The sequence below is a fragment of the Zobellia nedashkovskayae genome (assembly GCF_015330125.1).
Taxonomy (GTDB): domain Bacteria; phylum Bacteroidota; class Bacteroidia; order Flavobacteriales; family Flavobacteriaceae; genus Zobellia; species Zobellia nedashkovskayae.
The window spans coordinates 2,845,028-2,867,806 of record NZ_JADDXR010000002.1 but is presented as its reverse complement, the minus strand read 5'-3'; the positions used below and the strand labels follow the sequence as shown (position 1 = coordinate 2,867,806).

Below are 22,779 nucleotides of genomic sequence, written 5' to 3'. Positions count from 1 at the left end.
AAGAAAGTTTTGGCATGTTGAACATTAGTCTTTTTAAATCTGCCTTAAAAGGTATTGGAACTTCAAAAAAATAACATCTAAATCAACTTTAACACAATTATACGTAACAAATGTTACAGTATTAATAAAATTTAGATATTAAGTTTACTGTATTAACAATAAACTAATAAAAATGAGTTCACATCATCAGGTGTTAATTATTGGCGGAGGCTCAGCAGGAATTATGGTGGCTGCACAGCTTCTAAGGCAGAAAAAGATAAAAGACGTTGCTATTATTGAACCAGCCGACACGCATTACTATCAACCGGCATGGACATTGGTAGGTGCAGGCACCTATGATTATAGCAAAACAGCAAGACCTATGTCTTCCATCATCCCTAAAGAAGCTACTTGGATAAAAGATAAAGCAACTGGTTTTGATCCAGAAAATAATACGGTACATACAGAGTCTAAAGGAGACATTAGCTATGATTATTTGGTGGTGGCCCCTGGCTTAGCCTATGATTTTAGTTTAGTCCCTGGTTTAGGAGAGGTAATAGATAAAGGAGTGGTTTGCAGTAACTACACAGACCCCAAACATACTTGGGAGGTTATAAAAAATTTTACAGGGGGAACAGCCTTGTTCACACAACCTACAACACCCATAAAATGTGGTGGTGCACCACAGAAAATAATGTACTTAGCAGAAAATCATTTTAGAAAAAGTGGCGTGAACAAAAAAACCGATATCATATTCGCTACCGGTGGTACCGTAATTTTTGGTGTAAAAAAAATTGCCAAAACTTTAATGGAGGTGGTAGATAGAAAAGACATCAACCTACGGTTTCATCATAAATTAGTTGCCGTAGATGGCGAAAAACAAATTGCTTGGTACGAAATGGGGAAAGAAATTACGGCAGGCGGATGCGTTGTAATTTCTAGCAACGAAGAAGATGACTTAAAACTGGATGAATCTTTTCAATACAATTATAAAGATGTTGAAATGACTAGAGATGGCAACCGTTACGGTATTCATTATGACATGTTACATACCGCTCCCCCATCTGTAGCCCCAAAATTCGTTAAAGATTCCCCTTTGGTAAATGATGCTGGCTGGTTAGATGTTGATCATCAAACCATGCAACATAACAAGTTTTCTAATATTTTTGGATTGGGCGATGTAGCAGCCTTACCCACAGCAAAAACAGGAGCTGCCATTCGTAAACAGGCACCAATTGTTGTTGATAATATCGATTTATTAATAAAGCAGGACAAAATGGGAACTAAAGTCTATAATGGTTATTCTTCCTGTCCGTTGGTAACAGATTATGGTAAAATGGTCTTAGCAGAATTTGATTATCAAAATAATTTCACCCCAGACCCAAAATTAAAACAGATGTTTATTTCAGATTCTTCAAAAGAACACTGGAGACTCTGGATGCTAAAAAAATATGGCTTACCCCATTTGTATTGGAATAAAATGATGAAAGGTAAACATGTTTAAAACCTTCTTCTAACGTAGAAACTAACTCAAATAAAAAATCCTTCAGGCAAGCCCTGAGGGATTTTGGCTTTTATTCCCTTTTGTAACAAGGGTTACTTACCGTTATGCAATTCACATATACCTTTACTATAATTTAACAATCGTAAAAACGTATTAGTGGTTAACATTTCAAGATTGCTAAGGTGAGTTTGATTTTATGACATCAATCATATTTTATGATTTTTAAGGTCCTTAGATTTATATTTCTATTGATTTGGAGTTATTGTAAAACTAATAGCTTCAAATTTTAAAAAAATTGCTAACCACAATGAATTTGACTATAAAAAATGCATGTGTCAGTAGACAAAAATGGATTCTGGCCTTATTTTACAGTCTTTTTATTGGATTATTTTTTAGTCCATTACAGGCACAAATAGATTTTTCGAAAAGTAATCTAAACTTTAATGGTTTTGGTTCAGCCCCTATAACCACATCTTTAACATTTGGACCTGACGGTCGCTTATATGTATTAGAATATCCGGGAACAATTTATGCCTTAACCGTAAAGCGGAATGCCTCAGATAATTATGAGGTAATTGCAAAAGAAACAATTACAGGAGTTAAAAGTATACCAAATCACGATGACGATGGAACTACTTGCAGTGGACCTTCAGGAAGTTGTAATAGTAGAGAATCAACTGGTTTAGCAGTTTCCGGTACTGCTAAAAATCCTATTTTATATGTTACCTCTAGCGATTATCGTGTGGGTTCTGGTTCTAATGGTGGTTTTGGAGATGTTAATCTTGATACCAACTCTGGTGTAATTACTCAACTTACATGGAATGGGATTTCATGGGATGTTATAGATTTGGTCAGAGGTTTACCCCGGTCGGAAGAAAATCATGCGACCAACGGACTTGAGTTTACCACAATTAATGGTATCGACTATCTTATTGTTGCACAAGGTGGGCATGCAAATGGCGGTGCAGCATCTGTCAACTTCAGCTATTTATGTGAATATGCTTTGTCGGGAGCTATACTTTCTGTCAACTTGAGCGCTTTAGAAAAAATGCCTGTTCTAAATGATAATGGAAGAAATTACATCTACAATTTACCAACATTAGATGACCCTACCCGTGCAAATGTTAATGGTATAACGGACCCTAACAATCCCTCTTATAACGGTGTGGATATAAACGATCCTTGGGGTGGCAATGATGGTCTTAACCAAGCAATTGTTGTTCCAGGAGGACCAGTCCAAATATTTTCTCCTGGCTATCGCAACCCATATGATTTAGTAGTAACAGAAAGTGGTGCTGTTTACACTACTGATAACGGTGCAAATGGTGGTTGGGGCGGTATTCCTGTAAACGAGGGAAGCGCAACGGTAACGAACGCTTATGATGCAAATGAGCCAGGGAGTGACTCCTCCTCATCTGCTGATGACGGTGAGTTCATGAACAATACCGATCATTTACAACTGATAACTACAAATAAAGACAATTATAATTTTGGGAGCTTTTATGGAGGTCATCCTAATCCAATAAGAGCAAACCCCGCGGGTGCCGGTCTATACACAGCTCCCGCAAACCTTGGAACTGTTGGGGCTGTATTCCGTACGCAAAAATATGATCCGAATTCTTCTACTCCAGGCTCTACAGCTGATGTAAATATTGCATTACCGGCAAACTGGCCACCCGTTCAAACGGCAAATAGTGTTGAGGGTGACTGGCGCGGGCCAGGAATCTCAAATCCTGATGGGCCAGATGATGACCCTATTACAACATGGGGTACAAATACCAATGGAATTGATGAGTATACCGCCTCCAATTTTGGGGGCGCCATGAAAGGAGATCTTCTTGCTGGTTCTAGTCGCGGGATTTTGCGTAGGGTAGAGCTTATGGCCGATGGTACATTAAAAAAATTTACACCTGAATTTTTAGGTGGAATTGGTGGTAATGCCCTTGGGGTAACTTGTAATGGTGATTCTGAAATATTTCCCGGCACCATTTGGGCAGGAACTTTAAATGGTAAAATTGTGGTTTACGAACCTATGGAAGGAGAAGCGCTAAATTTTCCTTTAAGAATCAATGCAGGTGGACCCGAAGTAAGTCTCAATGGAAATCTTTTTGGCGCGGACAACTATTTTTTTAACGGACAGAGTTATACTAACACTAGTACCAAAATACCTGAATTATACCAAACAGAGCGCTTTGATTCTAAACTAAATCTTGATTATAAAATTCCTGTTCCAAGTGGTAATTATCAAGTAGTACTGCATTTTGCTGAAATTTACTGGGGAGCAGCTGGTGGAGTTGCCGGTGGTATAGGAAAACGGGTTTTTGATGTAAATATTGAAGATGTTTTGGTTTTAGATGATTATGATATTATTGCTGATGTAGGTTCCGAGACACCAGTAGAAAAAACATTTTTGGTTACTGTATCTGACGGTGAACTTAATCTAAACTTTTCAGCATTGGCAAGTACAGGTGGTATAAACAGCCCTAAAGTTTCGGCCATTGAAATATTGACTGACTCAAATGAATCGCCGGTCGCAATTGCTAGTGCAGAAATAATAAACGGAACTGTTCCATTAAACGTAACCTTTACCGGTGACAACTCAACTGATGATATAGAAGTAATTAGTTACTTATGGGATTTTAAAGATGGTTCTACATCTTCCTCCGCAAATCCCAAACATACGTTTACAAGCGCCGGTATTTATGAAGTAGAATTGACCGTCCAAGATTCAGAAGAACTTACCAATTCAACCACCCTTACTATAACCGTAGTTGATAACCAAAATCAGGCTACAGTAAGCGGTATAAATGCAAGCCCTGATAATGGCACAGCTCCATTATTGGTGTCTTTTACCGTTTTAAACCAGGTAGATGATGTTGCAACAACAAGTTATTTATGGGATTTTGGAGATGGTTCCACATCATCATCTGAAATGGAACCAAGCCATGTCTTTAGTGAAAAAGGTATCTACGAAGTCTCTTTAACAGTCAATGATGAGCAAGGTCTAAGCCATACCCAAACTACAACCGTTACGGTTATAGACGAAAAAAAAGAGGAAGAGACTATTGTTGGTATACTTATGAAAAACCCTGTCAAAGAGGTGGCTCAAGTTCGTATAATCGATAATGGTACCGATATGGTCAAAGTCTTTAAAATATATCTACATGATTCCTCCGGAAGAATTGTAGGCATATATAATGCAAAAGATATAGTATCGAACGGATTATATCAAATACCTATAGCCTCATTGAGTACAGGTCAAATCTATTATTTAAGTTTTGAAATGGATAAGGGTAAACGGCTTGTATTTAGTATGCTGGTAGACAATTGATAGATAAAGACAATAGTAATATAAAGTACACCTACGTATTTGAAGAGTAGTTGAACACATTATGATAAAGAAAAGACATAATTTAAAAATAACCTTGGTATTTATTATAGCCATGTTACTTGTTGGACTCTATTCATGTAATTCGAATTATTTAGATGATTTTGAGGATTATGACATTGATACAGATGGTGATGGAATTTTTGATAGCCAAGAAGTATTAAATGGCACAGACAAGAACAACCCATGTGACCCTTCTCACGATGTACAGTATTCTTCGTTCAACTCATCTAATTTAGTATGGTTGGCCGGTGACTGCGATGGTGATGGGTTGATTAACGGAGATGAACTATCGGTTGGGAATAATCCTTATGGCGATCCTATAATTAAGAATTTTGCAGTGCCAGAGTTTCTTCCAAACTTATCCCAGCTAAAGTTGTTTAAAGGTAATATGTCCGATTTACAGCTAAACGACAATGTATATGAATATGATATGAGCACTCCTCTTTTTACCGATTATTCATATAAACTTCGTGTAGTGGCCGTACCAGACGGTACACAAATGATGTACAAAGGAGATAACTTATTAGATTTTCCTGATAATACAATACTAGCAAAGACTTTCTACTACCTAAATGACGAAAGAGATTCTTCCTTAGGAAAAAAATGTATTGAAACTAGGGTATTGATTAAAAAGAATGGGGAGTGGTTGGTTCGTAATTATTTTTGGAACGAAGATCAAACTGATGCCGTATTGGATGATGATGCACACGGTCTTCAGGTAGATTGGATTGATGACCTAGGAGTTTCAAGAATAGTAGATTATGTAGTTCCTTCAAATACTATGTGTGTGCAATGCCACGAGCTTAATGAGAAAATCGTACCTATTGGACCAAAAGCTAGAGCAATGAATTTTAATCATAATGGGCAGAATATCCTTCAATTTTTTAAGGATAATAATATGCTTGCCGAAGCTCCGGAGGTTTCACAGATTCCTACACTTCCTGATTGGTCAGACACTAGTTTGACTTTGGAGGAACGAGCAAGAGCTTACTTTGATGTAAATTGTGCCCATTGTCATCAAAAAGGGGGCTCTTATAACAGAGATTTCGGAGATAAATTCTATTTTACTTTTGAAACCCCATTTACAGAAAGTAATATTTATGTAGAGCGTACGCAAATTAGTGATCGAATGGGTACTGCTATTCCTGGCTATTTTATGCCCCTAATTGGTACGAGCATCAAACATGATGAAGGTATTGACCTTATCAACACCTATTTGGATTCTTTGGAACAAGAAGGGAAGTCGAAAGCAAATTGAATTATAACTAAATTTTTTAAGATAAAAGATATTACAAGCTTCAGAAAATTGAACAACCCTGTGAAGAGGTAGTATGTTATTTTTTAATCGATATTTATTTACGTTGGAGCTATTAAAGAAACACTAGCACCTTCTAACTGAATTTTTAGAATCAATCTGTATCCGTATTCCATTAGATAGCACTATTGTAGTTATATAATAATTAAAGATATCCTTGTTCACCCATTTCACACTAGAAAGTGTGGTTTAAAATGATATCATACAAAACCATTGTAAAACAAAAAACCTCTTAAATCATATGATTTAAGAGGTTTAGTAAAATGGTCGGGGTGGCAGGATTCGAACCTGCGACCTCCGCGTCCCAAACGCGGCGCGATAACCGGGCTACGCTACACCCCGATAATGTGATTATCTTCTTTTATTCACTACTTGAGAAATATTTTCTGCCCTCGCAATTTGCTTTGACAGCTATTGCGGAGAGACAGGGATTCGAACCCTGGGTAAGTGTTTCCACCTACGACGATTTAGCAAACCGTTCCTTTCGGCCACTCAGGCACCTCTCCAGTAATCTCTTCAAAGAACTTAATTTCAGCACCGTTAGGTGGTTAAAATTGCGGTTGCAAATGTATATTTTAGTATTCAATTTCACAACTATTTCTTTTCTTTTTTTAAAGAAATTTAAAACTATTTTAAATCGATATATAAAAAACAATAAAGCATCGGCTTTCGAATGTTTCTACCGCCTTATTATTCAGGATATTCCACGCGTAAATGATAAATATTTATCAGTTTTTGTTTGAAAATCTTTTTTATCGCTTCAATCTCTTTAAAGGTAATATTGGCATTTAAAAACTGTTCAGCGCTCATTTGTCCCGCTACAATTTTATCTACAAAATCTTCAATGATGCCAGAAGTTGGGTTTTTTAAACTTTTAGAAGCCGCCTCTACGGAATCTGCCATCATTAGTATCGCCGTTTCTTTTGAAAAAGGTATTGGTCCTGGGTATCTAAAATTTGCTTCATCTACGTCCTCGTCTATTTCCTGCTGCTTTTTATAAAAGTAATAGACCAAACTAGTACCATGGTGAGACCTTATAAAATCTATAACACGATCAGGAAGTTTATTTTTCCTAGCCAGTTCAATTCCATCAATAACATGATTGATAATTATCTTAGCACTTTCCTTTGGAGCCAACTCATCATGCGGGTTCACATTTGTTATTTGGTTCTCTGTAAAATAAGTTGGGTGGTTCATTTTACCAATATCATGATATAATGCCCCTACCCTAACCAACATAGCATTAGCCCCTATTTCATTGGCTGCTGCTTCCGCAAGGTTAGCAACCTGCAATGAATGATGAAAAGTGCCTGGCGCCTTGTTAGAGAGCTCTTTTAACAGTTTGGAGTTAGTATCAGACAATTCCAATAGAGAAACATCAGAAACCAGCCCAAAGACCTTCTCGTACACATAGATCAATGGTTGAACAAAGAGTGTGATCATTCCGTTTAATAAGAATAGTCCCAAAGTAAACCATTGTATATTATCTAAATTGCCTTCATGTATAATATGGAACGCTAAATATCCCACCACATAAATCAGCGTAATCTGACCGACAGATATAAAAAGGTTTGCCCTTTTATATAATTCAGAGACCGTTAATATGGTGACAATACCAACTATTATCTGTAGAAAGATGTATTCGAAACTGTTAGGCACTACAAAACCCAATATAAGCACGGTTAGCACATGAACAAAAAGGCCTAACCTTGCATCAAAAAATGTTTTGAGTACCAAGGGTAAAATACATATGGGCACTACAAATACAAAGGCTTCGTCATATTTAACCACCATGGTGGTGACGAACACCATAAAAAGAATATTAAAGAAAATAAATGTAACCTTGGTATTGTTCTCAAAATCATCTTTTCTATATTTCTTAAGAAAAAGAAAGAGCATCATAAGCACCAATGCTACAAGAACAGTATACCCAAAAAGTATAAAGTAATAGTTTTTGGCTGTCCAAAGTTCAGACTCAAACTCTGCTTTTAACGAGTTTAAAATAGTTAGGTTCTCCGCCTCAACGACCTCCCCTTTTGCTATTATAAGTTTTCCCTCATCTACTGCCCCCCTTGTATGCGATATACCTGATAGCGCTTCGTTTAAGGCTCTTTCAGATAAATTTTTATCATAAATGATATTAGGCTTAACAATATCAAGAAAGAGATCTTGGTATTCACGCACGTAGGTGACCAAATCTTTTTCTTCAAGTATTTTCTGAAGTCCCTCTCTTAAATTTCTAATTTGAATAAGACTACTTAACTGAACAGTTTCCGCCTGATTATCTCTCACAAGATAGAGTTGGTCTTTAAGCCTTCGCTTATTTGACTGGGCTAGAATTCCGTTTTTGTATAATTTCTTAAGAATATCTTTTCCTGCAGAATCCAAAGCTTCCAAGGCACTTGCACTAAATCTTTCGCCTGTAAATACCTCATAAAATTTCTTTTCATACTCCTTGCTAACCGCATCCTGTACAGAAGGATCCAACCGGTAATAATCTATTTGATTATTAAGAAATTCGGCCTTTTCTTTCGAAATATCTTCATTGTCCTTCTGAATCGAAAAATCAAAGGGGGCATACAAATTTTCGTATTGCCAAGGTTTCCCTTTTTGAAATTCATATTTAAATTTTCCTCCTTTTGGAAAAAAGAAAACAATACAGGCAACCGATACCAAGTATAAAAAATACTTATATAGAAGCGATTGGTTTTTAAAAACTTTATCCAGAATATTGCGCATGGGCTTGGTATCTGAGTCAAAAATAGAAAATTATAAACTTCCGACAGGCTTTTCTAGAAACAACGAAATGTATTGCCTATTAATTTCTTAGTTTTGCAAGACGAGAAACTCATGCTTTAATATGAAAAATGTAGTTATAGTATCTGCCACAAGAACCCCTATTGGGAGCTTTATGGGAGCTTTATCCACAATTCCAGCACCAAAACTTGGAGCTACAGCCATAAAAGCGGCACTTGCCAAAATAAATCTTGACCCCAAATTAGTTGACGAAGTCATCATGGGCAACGTGGTTCAGGCCGGAACAGGCCAGGCACCAGCCAGACAAGCAGCTATTTTTGCCGGAATACCGGACAGCGTGCCATGTACTACTATAAATAAAGTTTGCGCTTCGGGTATGAAAGCAGTTATGCAAGCAGCTCAAGCAATAGCTTTAGGAGATATTTCAGTTGCAGTTGCAGGTGGGATGGAAAATATGAGTCTTATTCCTCATTACGTTCATATGAGAACCGGTCAAAAATTTGGTCCTGCTACATTGGAAGATGGCATGCAAAAAGATGGTCTTGTAGACGTTTACGACCAAGAAGCAATGGGTGTCTGTGCTGATGCATGTGCTGCAGAGTACAATTTTAGCCGTGAGGACCAAGATAATTTTGCAATTCAATCCTATAACCGGTCTGCGGAAGCGTGGAAAAGCGGAAAATTCACTAATGAGGTTTCTCCTGTAGAAGTACCTCAACGCCGTGGAGAACCAATCATTGTTTCTGAAGACGAGGAGTTTAAAAACGTAAGAATGGATAAAATTCCAGCATTACGCCCAGCATTTTCAAAAGACGGTACGGTTACCGCAGCAAACGCATCTACTATTAATGATGGTGCAGCTGCACTAGTATTGATGAGTGCGGAAAAAGCAGAGGAACTAGGTTTAAAACCTTTAGCAACCATAAGAGGTTACGCTGATGCAGCACAAAAGCCAAAGTGGTTTACCACTGCACCTGCTAAAGCACTTCCCAAAGCTATTGCTAAGGCTGGTATTTCAATAGACGATATAGACTTTTTTGAATTCAACGAGGCTTTTTCAGTAGTTGGGTTAGCCAATATGAAACTACTAGGATTATCGGACACCAATGTAAATGTACACGGCGGTGCCGTTTCATTAGGGCATCCTTTGGGTTGTTCAGGTGCACGTATTCTTATTACGCTGCTTAATGTTTTGGAACAAAATAACGCTAAGATAGGTGCTGCCGCAATATGTAATGGCGGAGGTGGCGCTTCTGCAATAATTGTAGAACGATAAAGAATACCTTCATTTAACCAACCATATGCAATACGGAATTTGTCCCTTAAGTATAGTTTCCGTTCGCGTAAATGCCGATGAGACTTCAGAAATGGTCTCACAACTGGTATACGGCGAACACTTTAAAGTCTTAGAGCGCAGGAAGGCTTGGAGTCGTATTCGCGTTGCTTTTGATAAGTTTGAAGGATGGGTGAGCAATCACCAAATGAATTTAATATCGGAAGAAGCTTATAATTCTATTGAATCTTCTACTGATATAGGCTACACCTCAGACCTCATTTCTTTCGTGGAAACTGAAAATTCTATACTTTTACCCGTTATCCTTGGATCCTCTACCTGTAACTGTGCTGTGCTTTCGCACACTTTTGATGGGAAGACCAACGGTAACAAAAAAGACAAAACAGAACTTATACAAACTGCCCTACTATACCTAAACGCGCCCTATTTATGGGGAGGAAAGACTCCTTTTGGTATTGATGCCGCAGGCTTTACCCAAATGGTATATAAGATAAACGGATATCGTTTGTTAAGAAAAGCCGCAGAACAATCTGGACAAGGTCATGCATTGAGTTTTATTGAAGAAACTGAAGCAGGAGATTTAGCTTTTTTCGATAACAATGAAGGCGATATTTACCACGTAGGTATCATAATGGAAAACAACTACATAATTCATGTAGACGGAAAAGTACGAATAGACCGTATAGACCATACTGGCATATTCAATACTGAAATAGGCAACTATACGCACAAGCTAAGGGTCATAAAACAAATCGTTTAGCCAATAGAAACTAAAGCAAATAAAAAATCCCCTAGGAAATTCCTAGGGGATTTTTTTATGATTGTGTTATCGACAAATTACTCGCCTAACAACTTTTTTACTCTTAAAAAGTTATCATTGTCGCCCATTGCGCCATAGATATTTTTTAATTGAGTTAAGATGCCTTGGTTATCAGGATTCAATTTCAACGCATCTTCCAATACAGTTGCTCCTTCTTTAAAAAGGTTATCTTTCTTTTCTTTTAACTCATCGTAACGAGCAATATCTTTTTTAGAGTTACCCAAAGAGTTCATCTCGTCAATAAGACCATTACCCTCGTTTACGTAAGTTGTAGAAAGGTTTAATTGTGCGTTAGTATATCCAGGATTGATTTCTAAAGCTTTCTTATATGATGCTCTAGCATCTTCCAAGTTACCTTGCTCCATGTTGATCACTCCAATGTTGTAATGCAAATCTGGATTATCCGGTGCAACAGATGCAGCCTCTGCCATTAAAACTTTAAACTGGTCTTTATCGCCCATTTTGTAGTACAAATTGGCTTCGTTCAAGATTAAATTAACATCTTTAGGATCGTTAGCTCTTGCAGCTTTATAAGCTTCTAAAGCTTTATCATCCTGACCTAATTGAGTATAAATTAAAGCTGTATTCTTAACGATTTCAGCCTTTTTAGATGGAGATTTCTCATCTTTAGGATCTTTATAAGTTCCTGACTTAACCATTAAGTCTCTCTGAGTCTTATCCATCTCTTCTTCCGTACCAGTCTCTACGTTAGTAGCCTTATAAATCACACCACTACCGTCATAACCAATTTCTTGAAGTTCGTTATAATAAGTCAATGCTTCCTCATAATGACCACCATTTACAGCGCTACTAGCTGCATAATAAAGGTAAGAAGTATCTTTTGGGCTAATTTTATAGCTTGTGTATAACTTCTCAGCAGCTTCTTTAAACTTTTTGTTACCGTTATCCTCTACTGCAGAGTTTACTAAATCGGCACTTAAAGCAGACATGTGCTGTTGAGTTTCAGCAGAATACTTTTTCTTTCCGCTTGCTTCCTCAACTGCAATTACTTTTTGATAAGCATCTGCAGCTTTTTGAAAAGCAGTTGCATCTCCTTTTTTTGCTAAATCGGCATAAGCTTTACCACTTACGAAGTAATACTGTGCCTGTAACTTTGGATCTGCTCCTGATATAGAACCAGAAACAGCTTCAAGTGCACTACTAGCTGATGCGGCATCGCCGGCTTTCATAGCCTTTTCGGCTGCTTTTATTTCGTTCTTCTGTGCGAATCCTACCATGCAAAAACAAAGGCTCGCGACTAATAAAAATCTACGTTTCATTTTCAAATTAATTAAATATTAGTGTTATAATTATGGTTCAAATTTATTCTTCTTCTGTTCCTTCTGCCTCATCATTATCAAGAGCCGTGCCACCTTCTTCGGCATCCACGTCTATATCTAACAGATCAGCCTCTTCCAATTCATCTTCATCCTTCATAACCTTGGCCACAGCTGCAATAGAATCATTACCCTTAAGGTTGATCAAACGTACCCCTTGAGTAGCTCTTCCCATAACACGAAGATCTTCAACACTCATACGAATTGCGATACCTGATTTATTGATAATCATCAAGTCATCTGAGTCTGAAACATTTTTTAAAGCAACAAGTCCACCTGTTTTTTCAGTAATAGAAATAGTTTTAACTCCCTTACCACCTCTGTTGGTAATACGGTAATCATCTATATTAGATCGTTTACCATATCCATTTTCAGAAACAACAAGAAGGTTTTCTTCCATATCATGAACGGACACCATACCAATAACTTCATCGTTATCATCGGCTAAAGTAATACCACGCACACCAGAGGCATTTCTACCCATTGGTCGTGTCTTACTTTCTTCAAAACGTATGGCCTTACCAGATTTCAAGCCTAAGAATATTTGGCTTGCACCAGTAGTCAATTTTGCTTCTAGCAACTCATCATCTTCGCGAATACCAATGGCATTTATACCATTTTGTCTAGGACGTGAATATTGCTCCAAGCTTGTTTTCTTGACCACACCTTTTTTGGTAGCCATAATAACGTAGTGACTGTTTACGTATTCCTCATCCTTAAGATCTTGAGTACAGATAAACGCCTTAACGTTATCATCTTGCTCAATGTTAATAAGGTTTTGAATTGCCCTACCTTTTGAAGTTCTACTACCTTCCGGTATTTCGTAAACACGCATCCAGAAACATTTTCCTTTTTGTGTAAAGAAGAGCATGTACTGGTGGTTAGTTCCTATGAACAAATATTCTAAGAAATCTTCATTTCTTGTGGATGATGCTTTTTGACCAACACCACCTCTGTTTTGTGTTTTATATTCAGAAACTGGTGTTCTTTTAATATATCCGGCATGAGAAATAGTAATCACTACTTGCTCATCAGGAATCATATCTTCGATACTTAAATCCCCTCCGGCCAAATTAATTACAGAACGACGCTCATCACCATATTTTTCTCTAATTTCTATGAGCTCTTCCTTAATAATATCCATTCTTCGCTCTTTTCTAGCCAAGATGTCTTTAAGGTCTGCTATAGTCAAAATAACCTCATCGTATTCAGCACGTAATTTGTCTTGTTCAAGACCCGTTAACTGACGAAGTCTCATTTCAACTATCGCTTTTGCTTGAATCTCGGTAAGCTTAAAGCGCTCCATCAAGTTTTCTCTAGCTTCATCTGCATTAGATGATGCTCTTATGATAGCAATTACTTCATCTATATTATCAGAAGCAATAATTAAACCTTCTAAAATATGGGCACGAGCCTCAGCTTTCTTAAGTTCAAACTCTGTACGTCTTACAACTACTTCGTGACGGTGTTCCACAAAATAGTGAATCATCTCTTTTACGTTCAACAACCTTGGACGGCCATTTACCAACGCAATGTTATTAACACTAAAAGAGTTTTGTAATGCCGTATACTTATATAAGGTATTAAGAACGATGTTTGGAATAGCATCTCTTTTCAAAATATAAACGATACGCATCCCGTTTCTATCCGATTCATCCCGGATAGTCGATATACCTTCTATTTTCTTTTCGTTGACAAGATCGGCAGTTTTCTTGATCATATCTGCCTTATTGACCTGATATGGAATCTCGGTAACGACTATACACTCCCTACCTTGAACCTCTTCAATAATAGCTTTGGCTCTTATTTTTACTCTACCTCTACCGGTATGAAAAGCCTCTTTAACGCCTTCATAACCATAAATAGTCCCTCCTGTAGGAAAATCCGGTGCTTTAATATAGGTTATGATCTCATCGATCTCTATATCATTGTTTTCGATATAGGCAATAGTTCCGTTCACTACCTCTGTAAGGTTGTGCGGCGGCATATTAGTTGCCATACCTACTGCAATACCTGAAGCTCCGTTTATCAACAAGTTGGGTACACGGGTAGGAAGAACCGTAGGTTCTTGCAAAGAATCATCAAAGTTTAATTGATGATCTACAGTATCCTTATCTATATCCGCCAACATGTCATCGGCGATCTTTCGCATCCTTGCCTCAGTATAACGCATAGCCGCAGGGCTATCACCATCTACCGATCCAAAGTTACCTTGCCCATCTACAAGCATGTAGCGTAAACTCCACTCTTGCGCCATACGCACCATAGAATCATAAACGGACGTATCACCATGAGGGTGGTACTTACCTAAAACCTCACCTACAATACGTGCAGACTTCTTATGAGAGCTACTGGAACGAACTCCAAGCTCATGCATTCCGTACAACACCCTTCTATGAACGGGTTTTAGACCATCCCTGACATCAGGTAATGCACGTGACACAATGACTGACATCGAATAGTCGATGTAAGCAGATTTCATTTCGTCTTCGATGTTAATCGGGATCAATTTTTCTCCTTCTGCCATTTTTAAATCCTAGAATTACTTTAGTTAAAAAACATGCCAATATACGTAAAATGATAGCCTTTAAAGCACATACGGCTTTCTTTATTAAACAATTTATCAACACTTTTTTTTACACTAAAAATTGTCGGTTCTCATTAACACCTATTCCTTTTTCATTATTTCCGGATACTTTATCTAATATTAGGTACACTATTTGCGTTAGATTGGTATAGTTTTAGTAATTTTATAGATGAAAGGATAAATTTATGGATGATAATTTTTCACCGAGAGTAAAAGACGTAATTGCTTATAGTAAAGAGGAGGCGCTACGGTTAGGCCATGATTTCATTGGTACCGAGCATCTAATGTTAGGGCTTTTGCGAGATGGTAATGGCAAAGCAATTAGTATTCTTGACGCTATGGAGGTCGATTTAGATCATCTTAGGCGAAAGGTTGAAATTCTTAGCCCTTCCAATCCAAACCCGAATAGTTTACAAAAAGATAAAAAGAACCTGCATTTGACGAGGCAGGCAGAGCGAGCCCTAAAGACTACGTTTTTAGAAGCTAAGCTTTTTCAGAGTTCCTCGATCAATACTGCACATTTATTATTATGTATTTTGAGAAATGAAAATGACCCCACCACGAAACTACTTCACAAACTGAAAGTAGATTATGATGGTGTAAAGGAACAGTTTAAATTTATGATCACAAGCGATGATGATATTGTAGACGCACCAACTTCCGAATCGTTTCCTAGTGAAAACGAAGATAACGAAGGTAAAGAAGGTAGCTTTGGAACTGCAGCCGGACAAAAAGGAAACAAAAAATCAAAAACCCCTGTACTTGATAACTTTGGTCGTGACCTAACGCTTATGGCGGAGGAGGACAAACTTGACCCTGTAGTTGGCAGAGACAAAGAAATTGAGCGTGTTTCACAGATTCTAAGTAGAAGAAAGAAAAACAATCCTTTACTAATAGGTGAACCTGGTGTTGGTAAAAGTGCTATTGCCGAAGGTTTGGCACTACGTATCATAAACAAGAAGGTATCACGTATTTTGTATAATAAAAGAGTTGTAACTCTTGACCTGGCTTCTTTAGTGGCAGGTACAAAATACCGTGGCCAGTTTGAAGAGCGTATGAAAGCGGTCATGAACGAACTTGAAAAGAATGATGATGTTATTCTTTTTATAGATGAGATTCATACCATTGTAGGTGCCGGTGGTGCCACAGGTAGCTTAGACGCGTCAAATATGTTCAAACCTGCCTTGGCAAGAGGCGAAATTCAATGTATTGGAGCCACTACGCTAGATGAATACCGTCAGTATATAGAGAAAGATGGTGCACTAGAAAGACGTTTCCAAAAAGTTATTGTAGAACCTACAACCGTTGATGAGACGATTGAAATTCTTCATAACATCAAAGCAAAATATGAAGACCACCATAATGTAACCTATACAGACGAGGCTATAATTGCTTGTGTTAAGTTAACCAACCGCTATATGACGGACCGTTTCTTACCGGACAAAGCTATTGATGCCCTTGATGAAGCGGGTTCTCGTGTTCATATTGTAAATATGGATGTTCCTAAACAGATTCTAGAGCTTGAGAAAAAGCTTGAAGATGTTCGTGAATTAAAAAACAGTGTAGTTAAAAAGCAGAAGTACGAAGAAGCTGCCAAATTACGCGATGATGAGAAGCGTCTTGAAAAAGATTTGGCTTCTGCGCAAGAAAAATGGGAAGAAGACAGCAAATTACATAAAGAAATAGTTAGTGAAGACAATGTTGCCGATGTTGTTTCTATGATGAGCGGTATACCCGTAAACAGAATAGCACAAACAGAAAGCAATAAATTAGCTGAACTACCGGACCTTATTAAAGCCAATGTTATTGGTCAAGATGAAGCGGTTGCGAAGGTTGCGAAGGCAATTCAAAGAAACCGTGCTGGGTTAAAAGACCCGAACAAGCCTATTGGTTCGTTCATTTTCTTAGGTCAGACCGGTGTTGGTAAAACTCAATTGGCCAAGGTATTGGCACAACAACTCTTTGACTCTGAAGATGCGTTAATACGTATTGATATGAGTGAATACATGGAGAAGTTCGCTATTTCTAGGCTAGTAGGTGCACCTCCGGGATATGTAGGCTACGAAGAAGGTGGCCAATTAACTGAAAAAGTTAGACGTAAGCCTTACTCGGTTATTCTATTAGATGAAGTTGAAAAAGCGCATCCAGATGTATTTAACATGCTGTTGCAAGTTTTAGATGATGGTTTCCTTACGGATAGTCTAGGACGTAAAATAGATTTTAGAAATTCTATTATCATTATGACTTCTAATATCGGAGCACGTAAATTGAAAGATTTCGGTCAAGGTGTTGGTTTTGGAACTTCAGCAATGAAATCTCAAGAAGATAGTCATCAGAAAGGTGTTATAGAAGGAGCACTTAAGAAAGCATTTGCTCCTGAATTTTTAAATAGAATAGATGATGTTATTGTTTTCAACTCGTTAGAAAGAGAAGACATACACAAAATCATTGATATTGAGCTTCGCAAATTGTTTGCTAGAATCAAGGATATTGGATATGAACTAAACCTTACTGACAAGGCCAAAGACTATATTGCAGACAAAGGTTTTGACAAGCAATATGGTGCCAGACCGTTAAAAAGAGCTATTCAAAAGTATATTGAAGATGCTCTGGCCGAAGAGATAGTAAATTCTAAACTTGAAGAAGGAGATACTATCCTAATGGACCTAGACGAGAAGAAAGAAGAACTTACTATTGAAATTAAAAAAGCAGAAAAATCTTCTAAATCATAAACTTAACGTAAGAAATGTTAGCAAAGGGAGTCAATTAAATTGACTCCCTTTTTTCTTATGATAAAATTTCAACGTAAGAAACACTACACAATACTATTCTGGCAATAGCACTATAAACGATATTTACGCTTTTAATCTATTATTTTTTACAATAGATTAGGATACATCTACATTCGTCTCAGGACATTATAATATATTTAAAATGAAAGTGAGACGACCAAAGAAGACTATCATAGTCAGGGAGTATCAATTAGATGTTGGAAAAATACAGGTTTACGAAAACTATATGGTTTCGCTGTTTGATGAAGGGGCAACACTTACATTAGAGAGAGTATACCAAATAATAGGGATTTCAGAAATTCATTTTAGGGATAAAAACTTTGGCTATATAAGTCTGAGAAAAAATTCCTATGCCGTAGACCCTACTATTTACACCTATTTGAGACAACTAGACAACCTTAAGGCATTAGCAATTGTTTCCGTAAAAGAAATAGACATGCATAACTTTAAGATTGAAAAACTTTTCTATAAAAAACCAATGAAATTCTTTATTGAATTTGATAATGCAGTCACTTGGGTCAAACGACGTGTGAAAGCAAAATAGTATTATATAACTCTACCAAAAACAAAAAACCTCAAGACTTTGAAATCTTGAGGTTTTCGTTTTTCTATCTCTTATTAGCGGGCTATTCTGGCGGCGCTTCATTTTCATTAACTTCAGGTCTACTTTCTGGCTGCGCGAATAAATCTATAAAAGCGGATCCAATATCATTAATAACATTAGTTGCCGTGAGTGCTTGGTATCCTGTTTTATCAACAGCAATATCTCCTGCCCTACCATGTAAATACACTCCAAATACAGCCGCATTTAATGGACTATAGCTCTGAGTAATCAATCCTGTTATCATACCAGTTAAAACATCACCGGTACCAGCTGTTCCCATCCCTGGATTACCTGTCGTGTTTACATAACCCTTTTCATCATAGATCGTAATGGTATGCGACCCTTTTATTACTAGAATGCAATCGTATTGTTTAGAAAATTTCTTGGCTTTGTCCAGCTTATCAAAATCATCTTTCCACTTTCCTATCAAACGTTCCAATTCTTTTGGATGTGGTGTCAATACACTTTGAGCAGGAATCTTTTTAAGTAAGCTTTTGTTTTCTGAAAGAATATTAAGGGCATCTGCATCAATTACTAGGGGCTTTTTATTTTTACTTAAAAATTCATCTAATGCTTTTACCGTGCTCTGATCTTTTCCTAACCCTACACCAATACCTATTACCGTTGGATTAATATCAAATTCAATGTTAGTAATATACTTTTCATCGGCATCGGTCAAAACCATTGCTTCTGGAAAATTGGTTTGAAGAGGAATATATCCACATTTAGGAACGTAAGCCGTTACCAAACCGCTACCAGTTTCCAAACAAGCCTTTGAAGCCAAATTAACAGACCCTATTTTCCCGTAACTACCACCTACGATTAAACCATGTCCATGAGTACCTTTATGCGAAAATTTCTCTCTCGGAATATAAACCGGAAGCATTTCATTTTTACCTATTAACTCATAATACGTTTCAGTATTTGCTAAAAATTCAGGATCAAGACCGATATCTAAAACTTCCCATTGTTGGGTAAAAATACCGGTTTCAGGTAAGAAAAAAACCAATTTCGGAACCTGAAAACTTAATGTATGGTTTGCTTTTATTACCGCTTTTTCATCTTTCGGAACCTTATCCGTAAACAATCCTGATGGAATATCTACAGAAAGTACAAAAGCTTCTGATTTTTGAATATGCTCAAACAAGTTAACAACCCAAGAATCGGGTGCACGATTCAAGCCTATTCCAAAAATGGCATCTACCACTATATCTTCACGACCTATTTCTGGTAAAACCGAATTTTCCTCAAGAAATTCAGGCCAAATTTTTCTATCTTTTAATCGGTCTAGGTTTACTAAGAAGTCATCTGAACGTTTCTTGCTATAGTTTACAACGTACACGGCTATATTATATCCATGTTCTTGTAGATGGCGTGCCAAAGCAATACCATCTCCGCCATTATTGCCAATACCACAGAACAAGTGAATTTTTACCGGTCCTCCTTGAATTCTTAAATGCAACCAATTGAAAAGTTGAACGGCCGCACCTTCCATTAATTCATTACTAGAAATATTATTCTTTTTTATTGTTGCCTTGTCGGCTTCATAAATTTGCTTTGCAGAGAAAATTTTCATGTATAAAATTGTAGAATTATCTGGTTTTTAAATATGTACTTAGTTGTTGATTGTTACTTCTGTATTAAAAACAAGGGTTTACAACCATAAATCCTTGCAGAAATCTCACAAAAATTTGAATAATGTAAGTAATTAACATTAACGCTTAATAACTAACAACAAAAATTTGATTAAGAATCCAAAAGTACTACTTTTGATGCTTTCATTTTTACTATGTATCAGCATATCGCAAACATATCAACTGAATTTTTCTTCACGACCAATGGTTCAATCAACACGTTTGGCACCACCACCCCTTTGGGGTAGACAAAAACATATCAGTTCGCTATTGCGTTATTTCGCATTCAATCTATTTTTAAGAGTTAATTTCATCTAACATGAAAGTTTTAAAATTCGGCGGCACTTCTGTTGCCAACGCCTCCAACATATCATTAGTAAAAAATATTGTTGCCAATACAAATACCAATAAGACCATTGTGGTGGTATCAGCTTTTGGTGGAGTCACAGACCTCTTATTGAATGCGGCACATTTGGCTTCAAAACAAAGTGAAGGGTATAAATCAATTTTAAAAGAAATTGAAGACAGACACTTAGAGACTGCCAAGGCACTTATTCACGTCAATGCTCAAAGCAAGGTACTTAGTAAAGTCAAAAGTGAACTCAATACTTTGGAAACACTATTGGAAGGTGCGTTTCTAATTGGCGAAATTACTCCTCGACTTTCCGATAAAATTGTAAGCTATGGCGAACTTTTATCATCATATATCATTAGTGAGTATTTTGCACAAGAAGGCTTGAAAGCCGGATATGTAGATAGCAGAGAGCTCATCAAGACCAATGAAGTTAATGGCAAAGCCACGGTTAATTTTAATTTAACCAACGCTAATTGCACAAATTTTCTTGATAAAGACAAACACCAAGTTATTGTCATGGGAGGTTTTATTGCTTCCTCTGAAAACGGGAACTCCACCACTTTAGGACGTGGAGGTTCTGACTATACAGCGGCTATCGTTGCAGCAGCGATCAATGCTGAATTCCTAGAAATTTGGACAGATGTTAGCGGTATGTATACTGCTAACCCTAAGTTGGTAAAACAGGCTAAAGCAATCCCACACATATCTTATGAAGAAGCCATGGAGCTTTCTCATTTTGGAGCCAAGGTTTTATACCCACCAACCATTCAACCGGTATTGGCTAAGGGTATCTCTATAGTAATAAAAAACACTTTTGAACCTGAAAATGCAGGTACATTAATTACCAAGAACAAAAACGAAAAAGGTAAGACCGTACGCGGTATAAGCCATGTTGAGAATATTGCTCTTTTATCTCTGGAAGGACCGGGAATGGTAGGTATCCCAGGGACTTCAAAACGATTTTTTGAAGTACTTTCCCAATCAGAGATAAGCGTTGTACTTATTACTCAAGCGTCTTCTGAACATTCAATCTGTGTAGGTATTGCTGCCGATGATATTGATAAGGCTACCGAAGTTGTGAACGCCGCTTTTGAATATGAAATTGAACGTGGAAAAATAAAACCTGTAATAGCCGAAAAAGATTTGGCCATTATTGCTCTAGTTGGTGACAATATGAAAAGCCATCAGGGTTTGAGCGGTAAAATGTTCAGCACTTTAGGGAAGAACAATGTAAACCTAAGGGTTATTGCACAGGGAGCATCTGAGCGAAACATTTCTGCAGTCATTAAAAAAGATGATGTCAAGAAGGCTCTTAATGCCCTTCATGAAGAATTTTTTGAGGAAAACATAAAACAGCTGAACTTATTTGTTATGGGTGTTGGTAATGTGGGTTCAAAATTTTTGAATCAAGTTTATCAACAAAAGAAATTTTTAAAGGAAAACCTAAAATTGAATATCCGCGTAATAGGAATGTCCAATTCGCGAACCATGGTTTTTGAAGAGAATGGAATTTCTCTTAAAAACTGGGAAGAAGCTTTAGCCGGTGGTCAAAAAGCCGATAAAGTGGAATTCATGAAAAAGGTGAATGAACTCAATTACCGTAACAGTATTTTTGTTGATAATACGGCTAGTGAAGAGGTTTCAAAAACATACAATACCTATCTAGGAAATAGTATTTCTGTAGTTACTTGTAATAAAATTGCATGTTCTTCCGCCTACGAAAATTACCAAGAATTAAAATCGCTTGCTAGAACTTACAATGCTCCATTTTTATTCGAAACTAATGTGGGTGCAGGATTACCAATTATTGATACATTAAAGCATTTAATTGCTTCTGGTGATAAAATTCTTAAAATTCAAGCGGTACTTTCTGGAAGTTTGAACTTTGTATTTAACAATTTTAATGATAAAACTACTTTTCATGATATTGTAAAACAAGCCCAACAAGAAGGCTATACAGAACCAGACCCTAAGATTGATTTAAGTGGTGTTGATGTAATGCGAAAAATATTGATTTTAGCTAGAGAAAGTGGGAATCAATTAGAGATTACAGATATTGCTAACAAATCTTTCTTACCACAAGAAAGTTTGGATACGGATAATAACGAAGACTTTTTTGCTACGCTCATAAAGCATGAAGATGATTTTCAGGCCATGTATAAAGAAGCTAATAATGCCAACAGCAAGCTAAAATATGTTGCCCAGTTTGAGGACGGAAAAGCAAGCGTAGGTTTACAAGCTATACCAAAAGGTCATGATTTTTACAACTTAGAAGGCAGTGATAATATCGTGTTGTTCTACACAGAGCGTTATCCTAACCAACCTATGATCATAAAAGGAGCAGGTGCAGGTGCAGATGTTACAGCATCAGGTATTTTTGCCGACATCATCAGAATCGGAAATTTCTAAT

12 protein-coding genes and 2 tRNA genes are annotated in these 22,779 nt (G+C 37.0%); 8 read left to right on the top strand and 6 right to left on the bottom strand.

The genetic code is table 11. The features are described from left to right. The first annotated feature begins 172 nt into the window (after positions 1–172). The 3 genes from IWB64_RS11980 to IWB64_RS11970 all read left to right on the top strand — a co-directional run bounded on the left by IWB64_RS11980 (position 173) and on the right by IWB64_RS11970 (position 6,132). A complete protein-coding gene (locus tag IWB64_RS11980; protein WP_194534219.1) occupies positions 173–1,483 on the top strand; it encodes an NAD(P)/FAD-dependent oxidoreductase in 1,311 nt (436 codons plus the stop codon). Between the two features lie 307 nt (positions 1,484–1,790). Further along, positions 1,791–4,814 carry a PKD domain-containing protein gene (locus tag IWB64_RS11975; protein ID WP_194534218.1) on the top strand — a complete coding sequence of 1,008 codons (3,024 nt, stop codon included), beginning with the start codon at positions 1,791–1,793 and terminating at the stop codon, positions 4,812–4,814. Between the two features lie 61 nt (positions 4,815–4,875). After that, on the top strand, positions 4,876–6,132 hold the full coding sequence (locus IWB64_RS11970) for a hypothetical protein (RefSeq protein ID WP_194534217.1): 1,257 nt from the start codon (positions 4,876–4,878) through the stop codon (positions 6,130–6,132). Between the two features lie 321 nt (positions 6,133–6,453). Here IWB64_RS11970 and IWB64_RS11965 read toward each other — a convergent pair. The 3 genes from IWB64_RS11965 to IWB64_RS11955 form a co-directional block, all read right to left on the bottom strand. Further along, positions 6,454–6,531, bottom strand: a tRNA-Pro gene (locus IWB64_RS11965). A 75-nt stretch (positions 6,532–6,606) separates the two neighbouring features. Further along, positions 6,607–6,695: transfer RNA gene (locus IWB64_RS11960), tRNA-Ser, on the bottom strand. A gap of 184 nt (positions 6,696–6,879) precedes the next feature. Further along, positions 6,880–8,928: an HD family phosphohydrolase gene (locus IWB64_RS11955; RefSeq protein ID WP_194534216.1), complete on the bottom strand. Its 2,049-nt coding sequence runs from the start codon at positions 8,926–8,928 to the stop codon at positions 6,880–6,882. A gap of 121 nt (positions 8,929–9,049) precedes the next feature. Between IWB64_RS11955 and IWB64_RS11950 the strand changes: the two genes are divergently transcribed. Both IWB64_RS11950 and IWB64_RS11945 read left to right on the top strand, forming a co-directional pair. After that, positions 9,050–10,222 carry an acetyl-CoA C-acyltransferase gene (locus IWB64_RS11950; RefSeq protein ID WP_194534215.1) on the top strand — a complete coding sequence of 391 codons (1,173 nt, stop codon included), beginning with the start codon at positions 9,050–9,052 and terminating at the stop codon, positions 10,220–10,222. Positions 10,223–10,247: 25 nt separating this feature from the next. Then, positions 10,248–11,000 (top strand): C40 family peptidase, encoded by a 753-nt coding sequence (locus IWB64_RS11945; RefSeq protein WP_194534214.1) that lies wholly within the window; start codon positions 10,248–10,250, stop codon positions 10,998–11,000. A 77-nt stretch (positions 11,001–11,077) separates the two neighbouring features. On the opposite strand, the gene IWB64_RS11940 is transcribed toward IWB64_RS11945, so the two are convergent. Together IWB64_RS11940 and gyrA are read right to left on the bottom strand one after the other, a co-directional pair. Beyond that, positions 11,078–12,340: a tetratricopeptide repeat protein gene (locus IWB64_RS11940; protein WP_194534213.1), complete on the bottom strand. Its 1,263-nt coding sequence runs from the start codon at positions 12,338–12,340 to the stop codon at positions 11,078–11,080. A gap of 43 nt (positions 12,341–12,383) precedes the next feature. Further along, positions 12,384–14,924: a DNA gyrase subunit A gene (gyrA, locus tag IWB64_RS11935; protein ID WP_194534212.1), complete on the bottom strand. Its 2,541-nt coding sequence runs from the start codon at positions 14,922–14,924 to the stop codon at positions 12,384–12,386. Positions 14,925–15,169: 245 nt separating this feature from the next. On the opposite strand from gyrA, the gene IWB64_RS11930 reads away from it, so the two are divergent. Then, positions 15,170–17,716 (top strand): ATP-dependent Clp protease ATP-binding subunit, encoded by a 2,547-nt coding sequence (locus IWB64_RS11930; RefSeq protein ID WP_194534211.1) that lies wholly within the window; start codon positions 15,170–15,172, stop codon positions 17,714–17,716. Positions 17,717–17,918: 202 nt separating this feature from the next. Further along, positions 17,919–18,320 (top strand): STAS/SEC14 domain-containing protein, encoded by a 402-nt coding sequence (locus IWB64_RS11925; RefSeq protein ID WP_155597345.1) that lies wholly within the window; start codon positions 17,919–17,921, stop codon positions 18,318–18,320. A gap of 82 nt (positions 18,321–18,402) precedes the next feature. Here IWB64_RS11925 and IWB64_RS11920 read toward each other — a convergent pair whose 3' ends face one another. Continuing rightward, on the bottom strand, positions 18,403–19,956 hold the full coding sequence (locus IWB64_RS11920; protein ID WP_194534210.1) for an NAD(P)H-hydrate dehydratase: 1,554 nt from the start codon (positions 19,954–19,956) through the stop codon (positions 18,403–18,405). 377 nt (positions 19,957–20,333) lie between these two features. Here IWB64_RS11920 and thrA point away from each other — a divergent pair, with 377 nt between their 5' ends. Beyond that, on the top strand, positions 20,334–22,778 hold the full coding sequence (gene thrA / locus IWB64_RS11915) for a bifunctional aspartate kinase/homoserine dehydrogenase I (RefSeq protein WP_194534209.1): 2,445 nt from the start codon (positions 20,334–20,336) through the stop codon (positions 22,776–22,778). Position 22,779 lies beyond the last annotated feature (1 nt).

What these genes read in the sequence shown, in the direction of transcription:
- IWB64_RS11980 (WP_194534219.1), top strand. Translation starts at nt 173, where the DNA reads ATGAGTTCACATCATCAGGTGTTAATTATTGGCGGAGGCTCAGCAGGA.
- IWB64_RS11975 (WP_194534218.1), top strand. Translation starts at nt 1,791, where the DNA reads ATGAATTTGACTATAAAAAATGCATGTGTCAGTAGACAAAAATGGATT.
- IWB64_RS11970 (WP_194534217.1), top strand. Translation starts at nt 4,876, where the DNA reads ATGATAAAGAAAAGACATAATTTAAAAATAACCTTGGTATTTATTATA.
- IWB64_RS11955 (WP_194534216.1), bottom strand. Translation starts at nt 8,928, where the DNA reads ATGCGCAATATTCTGGATAAAGTTTTTAAAAACCAATCGCTTCTATAT.
- IWB64_RS11950 (WP_194534215.1), top strand. Translation starts at nt 9,050, where the DNA reads ATGAAAAATGTAGTTATAGTATCTGCCACAAGAACCCCTATTGGGAGC.
- IWB64_RS11945 (WP_194534214.1), top strand. Translation starts at nt 10,248, where the DNA reads ATGCAATACGGAATTTGTCCCTTAAGTATAGTTTCCGTTCGCGTAAAT.
- IWB64_RS11940 (WP_194534213.1), bottom strand. Translation starts at nt 12,340, where the DNA reads ATGAAACGTAGATTTTTATTAGTCGCGAGCCTTTGTTTTTGCATGGTA.
- gyrA (WP_194534212.1), bottom strand. Translation starts at nt 14,924, where the DNA reads ATGGCAGAAGGAGAAAAATTGATCCCGATTAACATCGAAGACGAAATG.
- IWB64_RS11930 (WP_194534211.1), top strand. Translation starts at nt 15,170, where the DNA reads ATGGATGATAATTTTTCACCGAGAGTAAAAGACGTAATTGCTTATAGT.
- IWB64_RS11925 (WP_155597345.1), top strand. Translation starts at nt 17,919, where the DNA reads ATGAAAGTGAGACGACCAAAGAAGACTATCATAGTCAGGGAGTATCAA.
- IWB64_RS11920 (WP_194534210.1), bottom strand. Translation starts at nt 19,956, where the DNA reads ATGAAAATTTTCTCTGCAAAGCAAATTTATGAAGCCGACAAGGCAACA.
- thrA (WP_194534209.1), top strand. Translation starts at nt 20,334, where the DNA reads ATGAAAGTTTTAAAATTCGGCGGCACTTCTGTTGCCAACGCCTCCAAC.